We start from the raw sequence: 15,368 nt of genomic DNA on the forward strand, positions 1-15,368 counted from the left end.
AAGGGCGCGTGGGCACCGCTGAGGTTCATCAGCATGCCGTCGCGGCCGGCGACGGGGATGACTTCGATGTCGGTGATGGTGGGCGTGTGGCTCATGGCGCTTACTGCGGGCCCAGCTTGGCGATCAGCGCCTCGAGCGCGGCGTACTCGTCGGCCTTGAGGTCGGTGAGCGGCGCGCGCACCGGGCCGGCGCCGTGGCCGACGATCTTGGCGCCGGCCTTGACGATGCTGACCGCATAGCCCTGGCCCTTGTTGCGGATGGCCAGGTAGGGCATGAAGAAGTCCTTCAGCAGGCGGTGCTGCGTGGCCATGTCGTCGTCCCGCACGGCTTCGTAGAACTGCATCGCCGTCTTCGGGATGAAGTTGAAGACGGCCGACGAGTACACCGGCGTGCCCAGTGCCTTGTAGGCGGCGGCATAGACCTCGGCCGTGGGCAGGCCCCCGAGGTAGGCGAAGCGGTCGCCCATGGTCAGGAAGATGGAGCTCATCAGCTCGATGTCGCCGATGCCGTCCTTGAAGCCGATCAGGTTGGGGTTGCGCTCGGCCAGCTTGGCCAGCGTCTCGGGCATCAGCTTGGCCTGGCCGCGGTTGTAGACGATGACGCCGAACTTGACGCTCTTGCACACGGCCTCGACATGGGCAGCCAGGCCTTCCTGGCCGGCTTCGGTCAGGTAGTGCGGCAGCAACAGGATGCCGTGGGCGCCGGCACGCTCCGCTGCCTGGGCGCACTGGATGGCGAAGCGCGTGGGGCCGCCGGCGCCGGCAATGATCGGCACCTTGCCGCGGCAGGTGTCGACGGCGGTCTTGATGATCTCGGGGTATTCGTCGGCGGTGAGCGAGAAGAACTCGCCCGTGCCGCCCGCAGCGAACAGCGCGCTGGCACCGTAGGGGGCGAGCCATTCGAGGCGGCGGGTGTAGCCCTTCTTGTCGAAGTTGCCCTCGGCGTCGAAGTCCGTCAGCGGGAAGGACAGCAGGCCGGAGCCCATGATGGACTTGAGATCTTGCGGGTTCATGTGCGGGTTTCCTGGGAGCGTGTGTTGAAAGAAAGAGAAGAAGAAGCGAGGGGAAGTCAGTCGAGCTTGATGCCGGCCTGCCGCACCACGGCGGCCCAGCGGGCGCGTTCCTTGTCGAAGAACTGCTCTTCCTGGGCGCCGGTCATGGTCACGACCTCGGCGCCCTGCCCGGCCAGGCGCGAGCGCACCTCGGCCGAGCGGATGGCGGCGATGAATTCGCGGTTGAGCCGCTGCACGATGGCATCGGGCGTGCCGCGCGGTGCCTTGACGCCCTGCCAGGTGCCGGACTCGAAGCCGGGCACGCCCTGCTCGGCGATGGTGGGCACGTCGCCCACCAGCGGCATGCGCGTGGGCTTGGAAACGCCCAGCAGCTTGAGCTTGCCGCTCTGAACATGCGGCAGGGTGGCAAGCATGCCGTTCATCAGCACCTGGGTCTGGCCACCGACCGTGTCCTGGATGGCCTGCACGCCGCCCTTGTAGGGCACATAGGTCCAGCGGGCGCCGCTGGCGCGCTCCAGCGCCACGCCGGCCAGGTGCGGCGCGCTGCCGGTGGCGGTGACGGCGAAGTTGAGGTCGCTGGTCTTGGACAGCGCCACCAGTTCCTGCAGCGTGTTGGCCTTGACCGACGGGTGCACCACGAGCAGGTGCGGCGAGTAGGCCAGCATGGTCACGCCACGCAGGTCCTTGGACGGGTCGAAGGGCAGCTTGGTGTAGACGGAGGGGCTGATGGCCAGCGCGCCCACGTCGCACAGCAGCACCGTGTAACCGTCCGGCGCGGCCTTGGCGACCATGTCCGCACCGAGGTTGCCGTTGGCGCCGGGCTTGTTGTCCACGATCACGCTCTGGCCCAGCGCCTGCGACAGCGGCTGGCTGATGGACCGCGCAATGATGTCGGAGGAGCCACCCGGCGGATAGGGCACGACGATGCGGATCGGCTTGGCGGGCCACGCGTCGGCGGCGCGCACGGCGCCCGAGGCCACGAGCGCGGCACCGGCGGCGCTGCTGACGAACTGGCGGCGGTTGAGGGTCATGTCTTGTCTCCGTTGGGCTGGGAAAGCAGCGCGGCCATGGATGAGTTGTTCTGGGCCGCCTTGTTGTCAGTCATCGTACAACCAGGCAGGCGAGTACAAGTGGCAATGACCCCACGTCGGACTCAGGTTGCCGGCGTCGCCGACTGGCGCTCGGCGGCTTCTTCGCGCGCGCGGCGCAGGCGCTCGCGGCTGTTCGTCAGGTGGATGCGCATGGCAGCACGCGCCGCATCCGCATCGCCGCGCGCGATGGCGGAGAAGATCTCCTCATGCTCGCGGTTGACGCGCTCCAGGTACGCCCCGCGGTGCGCCTGGTTGCGGATGGCGCTGACGCGCGTGCGCGGGATGATGTTGGTGCCCAGGTGGCCCAGGATCTCGGCGAAGTACGGATTGCCGGTGGCCTGCGCGATGGCGAGGTGGAAGCGGAAGTCGGGCGAGATGGAATCGCCCGCGTCGCCAGCGTCCTGCGCGAAGGCATCCAGCGCCTCGCGCATCGCCTGCAGATGCGCTGCAGAGTGGCGTTGCGCGGCCAGGCCGGCAGATTCGGTCTCCAGGCTGATGCGGAGTTCCAGCACCGCCATCACGTCGACCGCGGTCGGGATCTCGGACGCATCCAGGCTGAACATGCCGGCCGCCCGCGGCTGCAGCACGAAGGTGCCGATGCCGTGGCGCGTCTCGACCAGCCCGGCCGCCTGCAGTCGCGACAGCGCCTCGCGCACCACGGTGCGGCTCACGCCGTAGGTCTGCATGATGGCCGACTCGGTGGGCAGCTTGTCGCCTGGTCGCAGATGGCCGGCGCGGATGCGCTCGCCCAGGTCGTCCACCAGACCGTGGGCCAGACCCCGCGCGCGGCGCTGCGGCAGGACCCGGACCGGCTCCGTCTCGGAGGCGGGCACGGGCGTGGCAGAGGCAGGCGAACGGGGCATGAAAGCCATCATAAGACGGCGGCCAGTTGTACGACAACCGAGCACCCGATTGCCTTTCCGCCGAGGTGCGCACACGCCGCCACCGCAAGCCGCGAAGTTTGTGGCATGGTCGCGCTCCCGCCCCGCCCTCTCTGCCCTGCCCGCCCATGAGTTCCCCGCGCAAGCGCGCTGCCACCATCCGCGACGTCGCCCAGGCGGCGAAGGTCTCGACCGCCACCGTCTCGAAGTTCGTCAATGGCGGCCAGCGCTTCACGGCCGAGGTCGAAGCCCGCATCACCCAGGCAGTGAGCGCGCTGGGCTATTCGCTCAATCCCATGGCACGGGGCATGATCACCGGCCGCACGGGCAACGTGGGCGTGGTGATCCTGGACATCCGCAACCCCTACTTCACCAGCCTGGTCAGCGGCGCCGCCCGGGTGGCGGCCGCGGCGGGGCTCAACCTCATCATTGCCGATGCAGCCGAGAGCACCTCGCCCGAACTCGGCGTGCTCCAGTCGCTGGTGCGGCGGGTGGACGGACTGGTGGTGAGCGCGCGCCTGCCCGCCACCGCCATCCAGGGCGTGCTGGACAGCGGCACGCCCGTGGTCTTCTTCGGCCGTCCCTCGCCCTTCCCGCAACATGCCAGCGTGGGCTGCGACAGCCACCAGGCCGGACTGCTGCTGGGCCGCCACCTGCGCGACCTGGGCCATCGCCGCATCACCTACCTGGGCTTTTCCGGCGCACGCTGGAGCGCCGATCGCGAGCGCGGCCTGCGCGAGGCCTTCCAGGGCGTGAAGGCGAGCGTGCGCACCGTGGACGCGTCGGCGCCCTCGACCGAGGAAGGCGAACGTCTCGCCTCCAGCCTGCTGCTGTCGCCCGAGCGCGGCGACGCCATCGTGGCCTACAACGACCTGCTGGCCATGGGCCTGCTGCTGGAAGCCAAATCGCTGGGCATCGCCGTGCCGGACGAGGTCTCCGTGGCCGCCTTCGACAACATCGCCTACGGCCGTCTGGTGAGCCCCGCGCTGACCAGTGTGGACATGATGGGCGAAGCCACGGGCGAGCTGGCCATGCGCCGGCTGATCGGCGCCATCCACGGCGAAGATGTGGCTTCGCAGGAAAACGTTATACCGCCGCGGGTCGTGCCCCGGAATTCCACGCGCAGCCTCGTCAAGGGTAAGCACCTAGCGCGCTGAACTTGACGCCGCTGAAGGTGGTACGCACCATCGCGTCCTGCCCTTCGCGGCTTTTTTCAGGTCACGAAGTTAAACGTTTACCTTGCCTCGCGGCCCCGTCGGCTGCACGCTTGCGATCACAGATCCCGCCTTGCCCATGACCGCCATTTCTTCCTCCAGCCCGCGCCTGCATCGGCTGCTGCTCACCGGCGCGGCCGGCGGCCTCGGCCAGGTGATGCGGGAGCGGCTCGTTCCCTTCGCCGAGCGGCTGCGCGTCTCCGACATCACGGCCCTGGGCGAGGCCCGCGGCCCCCACGAGGAGGTCACGCCCTGCGACCTGGCCGACAAGGCCGCGGTGCATGAACTGCTGGCCGGCTGCGACGCCGTGGTCCACCTGGGCGGCATCTCGGTGGAGCGGCCCTTCGAGCAGATCCTCGAGGCCAACATCAAGGGCATCTACAACGTCTACGAGGCCGCGCGCCGCCAGGGCGTGGGCCGCATCGTCTTCGCCAGCTCCAACCATGTGATCGGCTTCTACAAGCAGACCGAGCACATCGACGCCACGGCGATGCGTCGGCCCGACGGCTACTACGGCCTGTCCAAGTCCTTCGGCGAGGACATGGCCCAGTTCTACTGGGATAGGTACGGCATCCAGACGGTGAGCATCCGCATCGGCTCTTCCTTCCCGGCGCCCGCCAACCGCCGCATGATGAGCACCTGGCTCAGCTACGATGACCTGACGCGGCTGGTGGAGCGGTCGCTGTTCACGCCGGATGTGGGCCACACCGTGGTCTTCGGCGCCTCGGCCAACCGCGAGGTGTGGTGGGACAACCGCGCCGCGGCCCACCTCGGCTGGGTGCCGCAGGACGATTCCGAGGTCTTCCGCGCGCAGGTCGAGACCCAGCCGCCGGTGGCCGCCGACGACCCGAACGCCATCTACCAGGGCGGCGCCTTCACCGCCCAGGGCCCCTTCGGAGACTGAGACCGTGCAGGCATCCCGAGCCGAACTCGTCGTCGACGCGCGCCATGGCACCGGCGAGAGCCCGGTGTGGCAGGCGGGCGAGCAGGCGCTCTACTGGGTGGACATCCCCGGCCGCACGCTCAACCGATGGACGGCGGCCGAGGGCCACCGGCAGTGGGCCACGCCGCAGATGCCCGCCTGCATCGCCGCCATCGCGGACCGGCCCGGCCAGTGGCTGGCCGGCATGGAGGACGGCGTGCACACGCTCACCCTCGGCACTGATGGCCAGGCGCAGCTCACGGCCCTGGCACCGGTGCAGCATGCCCGCACCGGCATGCGCTTCAACGACGGCCGCTGCGACCGCCAGGGCCGCTTCTGGGCCGGCACCATGCTGATGGACATGGGCGCCGCCGCCCGGGTCGGCGTGCTCTACCGGCTGGACGGCGCCACGCTGCAGCCCGTGCTGGACGACCTCATCACGCCCAACGGCCTGGCCTTCAGCCCCGACGGCCGCACGATGTACCTGTCGGATTCGCATCCTGAGGTGCAGGCCATCTGGGCCTTCGACTACGACCCCGACACGGGCACGCCGTCCAGACGCAGACTCTTCGTCGACATGACGCCGCTGCCCGGTCGGCCCGACGGCGCGGCCATCGACGTCGACGGCGGCTACTGGATCTGCGGCAACGATGCCGGCCTGGTGCACCGCTTCACGCCGGACGGCCGGCTGGACCGCTCGCTCGAAGTGCCCGTCAAGAAGCCCGCCATGTGCGCCTTCGGCGGACCCGCGCTCGACACCCTCTTCGTCACCTCGATCCGGCCGGCTGGCGACCTGTCGGATCAACCCCTGGCCGGCGGCGTGTTCGCGCTACGGCCCGGCACGCAAGGCCTGCCCGAGCCGGCCTGGCGACCCTGAAGCTTCGAAGAACACACACCGCCACCACCGCCCATCCGGGAACAACGAGAGGAAGACAACATGACCAAGACCATCCGTTTTAAGACCACCCTGCTCGCCCTGGCCGCCAGTGCCGCGGCACTGGCGGCGCAGGCCACCGAGTTCCGCTCGGCTGACATCCACCCCGACGACTACCCCACCGTGACGGCGGTGAAGTTCATGGGCGAGCGGCTCAAGCAGCTGTCGGGCGGCAAGCACAGCATCAAGGTGTTCAATAACAGCGCACTCGGCAGCGAGAAGGACACCATCGAGCAGACCAAGATCGGCGCGCTGCAGATGGTGCGCGTGAACATCGCGCCCATGAACAACATCTGCCCCGAGACGCAGGTGCCGACCATGCCCTTCCTGTTCCGCTCCACCGACCACCTGCACAAGGTGCTGGACGGCCCGATCGGCGAAGACATCCTCAAGAGCTGCGAGAAGCAGGGCTTCATCGGCCTGGCCTTCTACGACAGTGGCGCCCGTTCGATCTACACCGCCAAGAAGCCGGTGCGCACCCTGGCCGACGTCAAGGGCCTGAAGATCCGCGTGCAGCAGTCCGACCTGTGGGTGTCGCTGGTGGAGGCCATGGGCGGCAACGCCACGCCGATGCCCTTCGGCGAGGTGTACACGGCCCTCAAGACCGGCCTGGTGGATGCGGCCGAGAACAACTACCCGTCGTACGAGAGCTCGCGCCACTTCGAGGTGGCCAAGTACTTCAGCAAGACCGAGCATTCGATGGCGCCGGAGATGCTGCTCTTCTCCAAGCGTGCGTGGGACCGCCTCTCGCCCGAGGAGCAGGGCTGGATCCGCCAGGCCGCCAAGGAGTCGGTGCCCTACATGCGCAAGCAGTGGTCCGAGCGCGAGGCCAAGTCGCTGGCCGCGGTGAAGGCCGGCGGCGCCGAGATCATCGAGATCGACAAGAAGCCCTTCGAGGCCGCCATGAAGCCCGTCTACGACAAGTTCATCACCGATGCGCGACTGAAGGACCTGGTCAAGCGGGTGCAGGACACGCAGTAAGCCCGAGAGGGGGTTCGCCCCCGTCCCGTCCCTCCCCCAGCGGGGGAGGGACAAAGAAAGAAACCCCATGTATTCCCGCTTCTGCCGCGCCCTCGCGCGCGCCTGCATGGTGCTGGGCATCATCGGCCTCGTCGCAGTGATCTGCGCCGTGAGCTGGCAGGTGTTCGGCCGCTACATCCTCAACAGCACGCCCACCTGGGCCGAGAGCCTGGCGCTGCTCATGGTGCTCTACGTCACCATGTTCGGCGTGGCCGTGGGGGTGCGCGACGCCGGCCACATCGGGCTGGAATCGCTGCTCGTGCTGGCACCGCCCCGGCTGCGCCTCAAGCTGGAGATGCTGATCCACGTGCTGGTGGGCCTGTTCGGCGCCGCGATGGCATGGAACTGCGCCTACCTCGCCGAGTCGGTGTGGGACTACCGCCTGCCTACGCTCTTCATCTCCGAAGGCTGGAAGTACGTGCCGCCCAGCTTTGCCGGCGTGCTCATCGTGCTGTTCTCCATCGAGCACATCCTCGCGCTGGCCCAGGGCCGCGAACTGGAGCCGTCGTGGACCTGATGCCCATGCGCTGCTGCCGCTCTCCTTTCGTCATGCGCCCCGCGCAACTTCCTCGTCCCGCTGCGCGCCCGGAGGCCGCATGACCATCCCGCTGCTCATCCTTACCCTGTCGTTCACCGCCCTGCTGCTGCTGGGCGTGCCGGTCGCCTTCTCCATCGGCCTGTCGGCCCTGGCCACGCTGCTCTACGAAGGCCTGCCGCTCGCGGTGGGCTTCCAGCAGATGATGTCCGGCATGGGGATCTTCTCCTTCCTGGCGATCCCCTTCTTCATCTTCGCCGGCGAGCTGATGCTCTACGGCGGCATCGCCGACCGCATCGTCGACTTTGCCAAGTCCCTGGTCGGCCATGTGCGCGGCGGCCTGGGCATGAGCAACGTGGTGGCCTGCACGCTGTTCGGCGGCGTCTCGGGCTCGCCGGTGGCCGACGTGTCCGCCATGGGCGCGGTGATGATCCCGATGATGAAGAAGGAGGGCTACCACGCCGACTACGCGGTCAACGTGACCACGCATGCGGCCCTGGTCGGCGCGCTGATGCCCACCAGCCACAACCTCATCATCTATTCGCTGGCGGCGGGCGGAAAGGTGTCGATCGCGGCGCTGATCCTGGCCGCGCTGATGCCGGCCATCATCCTCACGCTGTGCAACCTGCTGGCGGCCTACGTGGTAGCGGTTCGCCGCGGCTATCCGGCCGGCACCTTCCCGGGCTGGGCCATCGTCGCGCGCAGCTTCGCGGCGGCACTGCCGGGGCTGTTCATCGTGGTGCTGATCCTCGGCGGCATCCTGTCGGGCATCTTCACGGCCACCGAGTCGGCGGCGGTGGCGGTGCTCTATGCGCTGGCGCTGACGATCTTCCTGTACCGCACGCTGAAGTGGGCGCACTTCATCAAGGCAGCGGCCAAGGCGGTGCGCACCACGGGCGTGATCCTGCTGCTGATCGGCATCTCCAGCACCTTCGGCTACCTGATCAGCCTGTATGGCGTCGCGGAGCTGACGGGGCAGATGCTGTCCAAGGTGTCGACCACGCCATGGGTGATCTTCCTGCTGATCAACGTCATCCTGTTCCTGCTGGGCACCTTCCTGGACATGGCGGCGACCATCCTGCTGTGCACGCCCATCTTCCTGCCCATCGCGCAGCAGTACGGCATGACCTCGGTGCAGTTCGGCATCCTGATGCTGATCAACTGCGCGCTGGGGCTGAACACGCCGCCGGTGGGCACGACGCAGTTCGTGGGCTGTGCCATCGGTGGCGTGTCGGTGGGCGAGGTGATGCGCACCATCTGGCCCTTCTATGGCGCGCTGATCCTGGCGCTGGGGCTGGTGACCTTCGTGCCGCAGTTCTCGCTGTGGCTGCCCAGCATGTTCATGGTCGTGAGGTGACGAAGCCCCCCGCATGAACGCCGTTCAGCCGGCCGTGGATTCGCGCTCGACGATGCGGAAGCCCACGTCCACCACGGGCTGAGCGACCGGCTCGCCGCGGCAGCGGGTCAGGACCATCTGCGCGGCCCGACGGCCGATGTCGGCCCCGTCGACCGCGACGGTGCTGAGGCTGGGAAACAGGTGGGCCGAGAAGTCCGCATTGCCGAAGCCGCAGATGGCCAGGTCCTGGGGCACGCGCAGGCCGCGGGCCAGGGCCTCGACCATCACGCCGTGCGCCAGCTGGTCGGAGCTGCAGCACACGGCCCGCAGGTCGGGGGCCTCGCGCAGCAACTGGGCCAGTGCGCCACGGCCGAGCTGCAGGTTGCTCGGGGCCGGAACCTGGGCGATGGGCACAGGCGCGCCGAAGGCGGCGGCAAACGCATGGCTGCGCTGCTGCGCCCGGTGGTCGTCCGCCGTGGCAATGCCCACCCGCGACCAGCCCTTGGCGCGGAAGAAGGCCGCCAGCGCCTCGCCCACCGCCGGGTGCGAAAAGCCGACCAGCATGTCCACCGGGGAGCGCGACAGGTCCCAGATCTCCACCGTGGGGATGCCGGTGCGGCGCACCCGCTCGCGCACCGCCTCGTCCTGGACCAGCCCGGCGAAGACGATGCCGTCGGGCTGGCGGCTGATCATGGTGTTGAGCACCAGCGCCTCGCGGGCCCGGTCGTAGCCCGTCTGGCCCAGCAGCAGCTGGTAGCCCTCCTGCGCCAATGACTCGGTCAAGGTCTGCACCGAAGGCAGGAACTGCGACACGTTGAGCGCCGGCACGATGCCCGCCACCATCCGGCTGCGCTTGGACTTGAGCCCGCCGGCCAGCAGGTTGGGGATGTAGCCGGTGGCCTCCACCGCCTGCTGCACCCGGGCGATGGTGGCCGGCGAGACCAGTGACGGGTTGCCCAGCGCACGCGACGCCGTGATCGGCGACACGCCGGCATGGCGGGCCACGTCGTGCAGCGTGGCGGATTTGGAAGGAGGAAGGGCGCGCATGGAAGGCGGCCGAGCCTACCAGTTCGACGGCCGCCGGCTACGGGTCAACCCGCAATGGCGAGAGCCAATGACAACGATATCATCCGCGCCGCGTGTTCCGTTTCTCCCACTCAGCTGCGCTTCGCAGCGAATGACAACGATGTCATCCGTCGCCGAGCCACCCTTCCGATGACCGCCGATCGCCCTCCTCTTCGCATCGCCATGCATCCCGCCGACAACGTGGCCATCGTGGCCAACGACGGCGGCCTGCCGGCCGGCACCGTGTTTCCTGACGGCCTCGTGCTGGTCGACAAGGTGCCCCAGGCCCACAAGGTGGCGCTGGAGGACATTGCCGAAGGCGGTGCTGTGCGCCGCTACGACGTCGTCATCGGCTATGCGCTGAAGCCGATTCCCCGCGGCAGCTGGGTGCACGAGCGCCTGCTGCGCATGCCCGAGGCGCGCTCGCTCGAAGGCCTGCCCATCGCCACCGTGCGCCCGGAGTCGCCGCCGCCCCTGGAGGGCTACACCTTCGAGGGCTACCGCAATGCCGACGGCTCGGTCGGCACCCGCAACATCCTGGCCATCACGCAGACGGTGCAGTGCGTGGCCGGCGTCACCGACTTTGCCGTGCAGCGCATCAAGGCCGAGCTGCTGCCGCGCTATCCAAACGTGGACGATGTGGTGGCTCTGGAGCATTCGTACGGCTGCGGCGTGGCCATCGACGCGCCCGACGCGGCGGTGCCCATCCGCACTTTGCGCAACATCAGTCTCAACCCCAACTTCGGCGGCGAGGTGATGGTGGTGAGCCTTGGCTGCGAGAAGCTCCAGCCCGAGCGCCTGCTGCCGCCCGGCAGCATCCCCCTGGTCGACGAGCGCAGCGTGGCCGAAGTGGGCGCCAGCGCGGACGCGCCGCTCGACGTGGTCTGCCTGCAGGACGAGGCCCACGTGGGCTTCATGTCCATGGTCGAGTCCATCCTGCGGCAGGCCGAGGTGCACCTGGCGCGCTTGAATGCCCGCCGGCGCGAGACCGTGCCCGCCAGCGAGCTGGTGGTGGGCGTGCAATGCGGCGGCAGCGACGCCTTCAGCGGCGTCACAGCCAACCCGGCCGTGGGCTTCTGCACCGACCTGCTGGTGCGTGCCGGCGCCACCGTGATGTTCAGCGAGGTGACCGAGGTGCGCGACGGCATCGACCAGCTCACCGCGCGCGCCGCCACGCCCGAGGTGGCGCAGGCCATGATCGACCAAATGGCCTGGTACGACGCCTACCTGCAGCGCGGCCAGGTGGACCGCAGCGCCAACACCACGCCGGGCAACAAGAAGGGCGGGCTGTCCAACATCGTCGAGAAGGCCATGGGCTCCATCGTCAAGAGCGGCAGCGCGCCCATCAGCGGCGTCGTGGCGCCTGGCGAGAAGGCGCGGCAGAAGGGCCTGCTCTATGCAGCCACGCCGGCCTCGGACTTCATCTGCGGCACGCTGCAACTGGCCGCCGGGATGAACCTGCATGTCTTCACCACCGGCCGCGGCACGCCCTATGGCCTGGCCGAGGCGCCGGTCATCAAGGTGGCCACCCGCAGCGACCTGGCCCGCCGCTGGCACGACCTGATGGACGTCAACGCCGGCCGCATCGCCGACGGCGAGGCCAGCATCGAGGACATGGGCTGGGAGCTGTTCCGCCTCATGCTCGACGTGGCCTCGGGCCGCAGGAAGACCTGGGCCGAGCAGTGGAAGCTGCACAACCAGCTGGTGCTGTTCAACCCGGCGCCGGTGACCTGAGACTTTTCTTTTCGATTCATCCAGCAAGAGACGGAGACAACCGCATGCAACGACGCCACTTCATCCGCACCACGGCCGCAGCCGCCGCCCTGGCCACGGCCGGCCTGCCCGCGCTGGCCCAGGGCAGTTGGCCCACGGGCAAGGCCATCACCTACCTGGTGCCCTTCCCGGCCGGCGGCACCACCGACACGGTCGGCCGCCTGATCGCGCAGAAGCTGGGCCCGGTGCTGGGCACCAGCGTGGTCATCGACAACCGGGGCGGTGCCGGCGGCAGCATCGGCTCGGAGATCGCCTCGCGGGCGCCCGCCGACGGCTTCATGCTGCTGGGCGGCACCATCAGCTCGCATGCGATCAATGTCAGCCTGTATCCGCGCATCGGCTACGACCCGGTCAAGTCCTTTGCGCCGGTCACGCTGATCGGCACGAACCCGGTGGTGCTGGTGGTGCCGGCCAACAGCCCCTACAAGAACCTGCAGGACGTGCTGAACGCCAGCAAGGCCAAGAGCGGCGGCCTGTCCTCGGCCTCGGCCGGCACCGGCACCTCGCAGCACCTGGCGCTGGAACTGCTGGCCTACAAGTCGGGGGTGAAGTTCACCCATGTGCCCTACAAGGGCAGCGGCCCGGCCATCCAGGACGTGATCGGCGGGCAGGTGGACATGATGTTCGACACCACCGTGGTGGCCGGCCCGCACATCCAGAGCGGCAAGCTGCGCGCCATCGCGGTCACTTCGGCCAAGCGCCTCGGCTCCATGCCCGACGTGCCCACCGTGGCGGAATCCGGCGTGGCGGGGCTGAAGGATTTCGAGGTCGTCTCCTGGCAGGCCATCTTCGTGCCGGCCGGCACGCCGGCCCCCGTCGTGGACCGCCTGCACAAGGAGATCCGCACGATCCTGGCCGAGCCCGAGATGCAGGAGCGCCTCAAGAGCCTGGGCATGGAGCCGGCCGACATGACGACGGCCCAGATCGCCAACTTCCAGAAGGCCGAGGTCCAGAAGTGGGCCCAGGTCATCAAGGCGGCCAACATCAAGGCCGAGTGAGCGAAGGCGCGGCCGGCGGGCCGCCGGCCGGGGCGGCACCGTACAAATCCCGGGGCAACCGGCAAGGACCCCGTCTATAGAATCGAACGCCCACGATCGCTGGTATCCCCTTGTCCGACCGTTTCGCCGTCTTCCCCCAGTACCTCTATCCCAAGCAGGCATTGACCTCCTTCGCAGGCTGGGTGGCCGGCAAGGAGCGCGGCGCACTGACGACCTGGATCATCCGCAACTTCGTCGCCAAGTACGGTGTCGACATGAGCGAGGCGATCGAAAGCGACATCGCCCGCTACGCCAGCTTCAACGATTTCTTCACACGCGCACTCAAGCCGGACGCCCGGCCCATTGCCGGCGCGCCGCTGGTGTCCCCGGTCGACGGCGCCATCAGCCAGTTCGGCCCCATCGCGGGCGACCAGATCTTCCAGGCCAAGGGTCACCGCTACACCACCACCGCCCTGGTAGGCGGCGACGCGGCCCTGGCTGCCCAGTTCCAGGACGGCAGTTTCGCCACGCTCTACCTGAGCCCGCGCGACTACCACCGCATCCACATGCCCTGCGACGGGCGACTCACCCGCATGATCTACGTGCCGGGTGCGCTGTTCTCGGTCAACCCGACCACGGCGCGCGGCGTGCCGGGGCTCTTTGCCCGCAACGAGCGCGTGGTCTGCGTATTCGAGGGCGAACGGGGTCCCTTCGTGCTGGTGCAAGTCGGCGCCACCATCGTCGGCAGCATGGCCACGGTGTGGCACGGCGTGGTCAATCCGCCGCGCGGCGGCGAGATCCGCGAATGGCACTACGACGACCCCGCGCTGCGCTTCGTCAAGGGCCAGGAGATGGGCCGCTTTCTGCTGGGCTCGACAGTGGTCATGCTCTTTCCTGCGCCGGCCCTGGCGTTCAACCCCGCATGGGCACCCGGCCGCGCCGTGCGTCTGGGCGAGCCCATGGCCGGCGCCGACCAATAGACTGCGCCCACACGACATCCCGGGCCACCCCGCGCCCATGACGAGGAGGGTTTGCCGATGAGCTCCAAGGACCAGGCCGCCGTGCGGCAACTGCTGGCACTGCTCGAGGCCCGGTATGCGCTGCGGGTGCTCTGGGCGCTGCGCGACGGCCATCCGCAGACTTTCCGCCTGCTGCAGGACAGCGTCGGCGGCATCACGCCCAACACACTCAACACCCGCATCAAGGAACTGCGCGAGGCCGGCCTGCTGTGCCACGGCGGCGATGGCTATTGCCTCACGACGAGCGGGCAGGACCTGCTCAAGCGCCTGTCCGACCTGCAGGCCTTTGCCGGCCGCTGGCAGGTGGGGCTGGTCAAGAAGACGCCCGCGACGCCGGCCGAGGCATCGCCCTCCGCCTAAACTCGCGTGTTTGCCCCGCCGTGCAGCCCCGCTGCCGTACGGCCTGTCCATCCAAAGGAATCTCCATGCCCACCACCGCATCCGGCCTGCAATATGAAGACACCGTCGTCGGCGAAGGCGCCGAAGCCCGCGCCGGCCAACATGTCCACGTGCACTACACCGGCTGGCTCTACAACGACGGCCAGCAGGGCGCCAAGTTCGATTCCAGCCTGGACCGCAACGACCCCTTCGCCTTCCCGCTGGGCGCCGGCCATGTGATCAAGGGCTGGGACGAGGGCGTGGCCGGCATGAAGATCGGCGGCAAGCGCACGCTGATCATCCCCCCGGGCCTGGGCTATGGCGCCCGTGGTGCGGGTGGCGTGATCCCTCCCAACGCCACGCTGAAGTTCGACGTCGAGCTGCTCGACGCGCACTGAACTCCGGCACTTCGCTCGGCAAGGCGGCCCCACCATGGCGGCCGCCTTTTTCTTGGCTCCTGATCGTCTTCCTCGATGGCCCTCGCGGCTGTCATTGGAAATTTCTTCGCCTTTGCGCAGCATCCCCACCTTGAAAAGGGCTTTGGGGGCCTTAGCTGCGGGGCAGTTTCGAACCCCAAAGTCCATCGACCATGACGGAGAACACCCCCCACACGCCCGCCCCCGAAGGCCAGCAGGTTGCCGCTGACGTCCAGAACGACGCCGCGCACGCCGAGGGCACGGCCGTGCAGAACCTGGAAGCCGAGCTGGCAGAGCTGAAGGCCAAGTCGGCCGAGCTGGCCGATCAATACCTGCGCGCCCAGGCCGACGTTCAGAACGCCCGTCGCCGCGCCGACGAGGAAATCTCCAAGGCCCGCAAGTTCGCCGTGGAATCCTTCGCCGAAAGCATGCTGCCGGTGCTCGACAGCCTGGAAGCCGGCCTCGCCATCAAGGAAGCCACGCCCGAGCAGATCCGCGAAGGTGCCGAAGCCACGCTGCGCCAGCTCAAGAGCGCGCTGGAGCGCAACAAGGTGATCGAGGTGGCGCCTGCCGCCGGCACCAAGTTCGACCCGCACCAGCACCAGGCCATTTCGATGGTGCCGGCCGAGCAGGAAGCCAACACTGTCGTGAGCGTGCTGCAGAAGGGCTACACCATCGCCGAGCGCGTGCTGCGGCCGGCGCTGGTGACCGTCGCGGCGCCCAAGTAATTCGTCCTTGCTCCACAGGAAATCCCCGGCCCGTCCCTTGAAACCGGCCGAGTTATCCACAAGTTCA

The 15,368-nt window shown here is 68.7% G+C and carries 16 protein-coding genes; 12 read left to right on the forward strand and 4 right to left on the reverse strand.

Annotation, left to right across the window (positions count from 1 at the left end; all coding sequences use genetic code 11):
• Positions 1-100: 100 nt before the first annotated feature.
• The 3 genes from kdgD to BXA03_RS15260 all read right to left on the reverse strand — a co-directional run bounded on the left by kdgD (position 101) and on the right by BXA03_RS15260 (position 2,966).
• A complete protein-coding gene (gene kdgD, locus BXA03_RS15250) occupies positions 101-1,012 on the reverse strand; it encodes a 5-dehydro-4-deoxyglucarate dehydratase (protein ID WP_076509372.1) in 912 nt (303 codons plus the stop codon).
• A gap of 56 nt (positions 1,013-1,068) precedes the next feature.
• On the reverse strand, positions 1,069-2,043 hold the full coding sequence (locus tag BXA03_RS15255; RefSeq protein ID WP_076509374.1) for a Bug family tripartite tricarboxylate transporter substrate binding protein: 975 nt from the start codon (positions 2,041-2,043) through the stop codon (positions 1,069-1,071).
• Positions 2,044-2,165: 122 nt separating this feature from the next.
• Positions 2,166-2,966: a FadR/GntR family transcriptional regulator gene (locus BXA03_RS15260; protein WP_200803385.1), complete on the reverse strand. Its 801-nt coding sequence runs from the start codon at positions 2,964-2,966 to the stop codon at positions 2,166-2,168.
• A gap of 146 nt (positions 2,967-3,112) precedes the next feature.
• Between BXA03_RS15260 and BXA03_RS15265 the strand changes: the two genes are divergently transcribed.
• From BXA03_RS15265 to BXA03_RS15290, 6 genes are all read left to right on the forward strand, one after another.
• A complete protein-coding gene (locus BXA03_RS15265; protein ID WP_076509376.1) occupies positions 3,113-4,141 on the forward strand; it encodes a LacI family DNA-binding transcriptional regulator in 1,029 nt (342 codons plus the stop codon).
• Between the two features lie 136 nt (positions 4,142-4,277).
• The gene (locus BXA03_RS15270; protein ID WP_076509377.1) at positions 4,278-5,102 is read left to right on the forward strand and encodes an NAD-dependent epimerase/dehydratase family protein; all 825 of its coding nucleotides are present in this window, start codon (positions 4,278-4,280) and stop codon (positions 5,100-5,102) included.
• A 4-nt stretch (positions 5,103-5,106) separates the two neighbouring features.
• Positions 5,107-5,997 (forward strand): SMP-30/gluconolactonase/LRE family protein, encoded by an 891-nt coding sequence (locus BXA03_RS15275; RefSeq protein WP_076509378.1) that lies wholly within the window; start codon positions 5,107-5,109, stop codon positions 5,995-5,997.
• A 72-nt stretch (positions 5,998-6,069) separates the two neighbouring features.
• A complete protein-coding gene (locus tag BXA03_RS15280) occupies positions 6,070-7,035 on the forward strand; it encodes a TRAP transporter substrate-binding protein (protein ID WP_076509820.1) in 966 nt (321 codons plus the stop codon).
• A gap of 67 nt (positions 7,036-7,102) precedes the next feature.
• Entirely contained in the window at positions 7,103-7,591 is a 489-nt protein-coding gene (locus BXA03_RS15285) for a TRAP transporter small permease (protein WP_076509379.1), read from the forward strand.
• Between the two features lie 79 nt (positions 7,592-7,670).
• A complete protein-coding gene (locus BXA03_RS15290) occupies positions 7,671-8,966 on the forward strand; it encodes a TRAP transporter large permease (RefSeq protein ID WP_017759153.1) in 1,296 nt (431 codons plus the stop codon).
• 24 nt (positions 8,967-8,990) lie between these two features.
• Here the strand turns inward: BXA03_RS15290 and BXA03_RS15295 are convergent, their stop codons facing one another.
• A complete protein-coding gene (locus tag BXA03_RS15295) occupies positions 8,991-9,992 on the reverse strand; it encodes a LacI family DNA-binding transcriptional regulator (RefSeq protein WP_076509380.1) in 1,002 nt (333 codons plus the stop codon).
• Between the two features lie 168 nt (positions 9,993-10,160).
• Between BXA03_RS15295 and garD the strand changes: the two genes are divergently transcribed.
• The 6 genes from garD (at position 10,161) to grpE (ending at position 15,301) form a co-directional block, all read left to right on the forward strand.
• Positions 10,161-11,744 (forward strand): galactarate dehydratase, encoded by a 1,584-nt coding sequence (garD, locus tag BXA03_RS15300; RefSeq protein ID WP_076509381.1) that lies wholly within the window; start codon positions 10,161-10,163, stop codon positions 11,742-11,744.
• Between the two features lie 44 nt (positions 11,745-11,788).
• Positions 11,789-12,781, forward strand: coding sequence for a Bug family tripartite tricarboxylate transporter substrate binding protein (locus tag BXA03_RS15305; RefSeq protein WP_076509382.1), 993 nt, complete (start codon positions 11,789-11,791; stop codon positions 12,779-12,781).
• 110 nt (positions 12,782-12,891) lie between these two features.
• A complete protein-coding gene (asd, locus tag BXA03_RS15310; RefSeq protein ID WP_076509383.1) occupies positions 12,892-13,740 on the forward strand; it encodes an archaetidylserine decarboxylase in 849 nt (282 codons plus the stop codon).
• A gap of 57 nt (positions 13,741-13,797) precedes the next feature.
• Positions 13,798-14,139: a winged helix-turn-helix transcriptional regulator gene (locus BXA03_RS15315; RefSeq protein ID WP_017759147.1), complete on the forward strand. Its 342-nt coding sequence runs from the start codon at positions 13,798-13,800 to the stop codon at positions 14,137-14,139.
• Between the two features lie 59 nt (positions 14,140-14,198).
• A complete protein-coding gene (locus tag BXA03_RS15320) occupies positions 14,199-14,555 on the forward strand; it encodes an FKBP-type peptidyl-prolyl cis-trans isomerase (protein ID WP_076509822.1) in 357 nt (118 codons plus the stop codon).
• Positions 14,556-14,746: 191 nt separating this feature from the next.
• On the forward strand, positions 14,747-15,301 hold the full coding sequence (gene grpE / locus BXA03_RS15325) for a nucleotide exchange factor GrpE (protein WP_076509384.1): 555 nt from the start codon (positions 14,747-14,749) through the stop codon (positions 15,299-15,301).
• The last annotated feature ends 67 nt before the right edge of the window (positions 15,302-15,368 follow it).

This window comes from Pseudacidovorax sp. RU35E (assembly GCF_900156165.1).
In the GTDB taxonomy this organism is placed as follows: Bacteria; Pseudomonadota; Gammaproteobacteria; order Burkholderiales; family Burkholderiaceae_C; genus Xenophilus.

Bases quoted from the DNA above. Each gene is read 5' to 3' on its own strand.
- kdgD (WP_076509372.1), bottom strand. From the start codon at position 1,012: ATGAACCCGCAAGATCTCAAGTCCATCATGGGCTCCGGCCTGCTGTCC.
- BXA03_RS15255 (WP_076509374.1), bottom strand. From the start codon at position 2,043: ATGACCCTCAACCGCCGCCAGTTCGTCAGCAGCGCCGCCGGTGCCGCG.
- BXA03_RS15260 (WP_200803385.1), bottom strand. From the start codon at position 2,966: ATGCCCCGTTCGCCTGCCTCTGCCACGCCCGTGCCCGCCTCCGAGACG.
- BXA03_RS15265 (WP_076509376.1), top strand. From the start codon at position 3,113: ATGAGTTCCCCGCGCAAGCGCGCTGCCACCATCCGCGACGTCGCCCAG.
- BXA03_RS15270 (WP_076509377.1), top strand. From the start codon at position 4,278: ATGACCGCCATTTCTTCCTCCAGCCCGCGCCTGCATCGGCTGCTGCTC.
- BXA03_RS15285 (WP_076509379.1), top strand. From the start codon at position 7,103: ATGTATTCCCGCTTCTGCCGCGCCCTCGCGCGCGCCTGCATGGTGCTG.
- BXA03_RS15290 (WP_017759153.1), top strand. From the start codon at position 7,671: ATGACCATCCCGCTGCTCATCCTTACCCTGTCGTTCACCGCCCTGCTG.
- BXA03_RS15295 (WP_076509380.1), bottom strand. From the start codon at position 9,992: ATGCGCGCCCTTCCTCCTTCCAAATCCGCCACGCTGCACGACGTGGCC.
- garD (WP_076509381.1), top strand. From the start codon at position 10,161: ATGACCGCCGATCGCCCTCCTCTTCGCATCGCCATGCATCCCGCCGAC.
- BXA03_RS15305 (WP_076509382.1), top strand. From the start codon at position 11,789: ATGCAACGACGCCACTTCATCCGCACCACGGCCGCAGCCGCCGCCCTG.
- BXA03_RS15315 (WP_017759147.1), top strand. From the start codon at position 13,798: ATGAGCTCCAAGGACCAGGCCGCCGTGCGGCAACTGCTGGCACTGCTC.
- grpE (WP_076509384.1), top strand. From the start codon at position 14,747: ATGACGGAGAACACCCCCCACACGCCCGCCCCCGAAGGCCAGCAGGTT.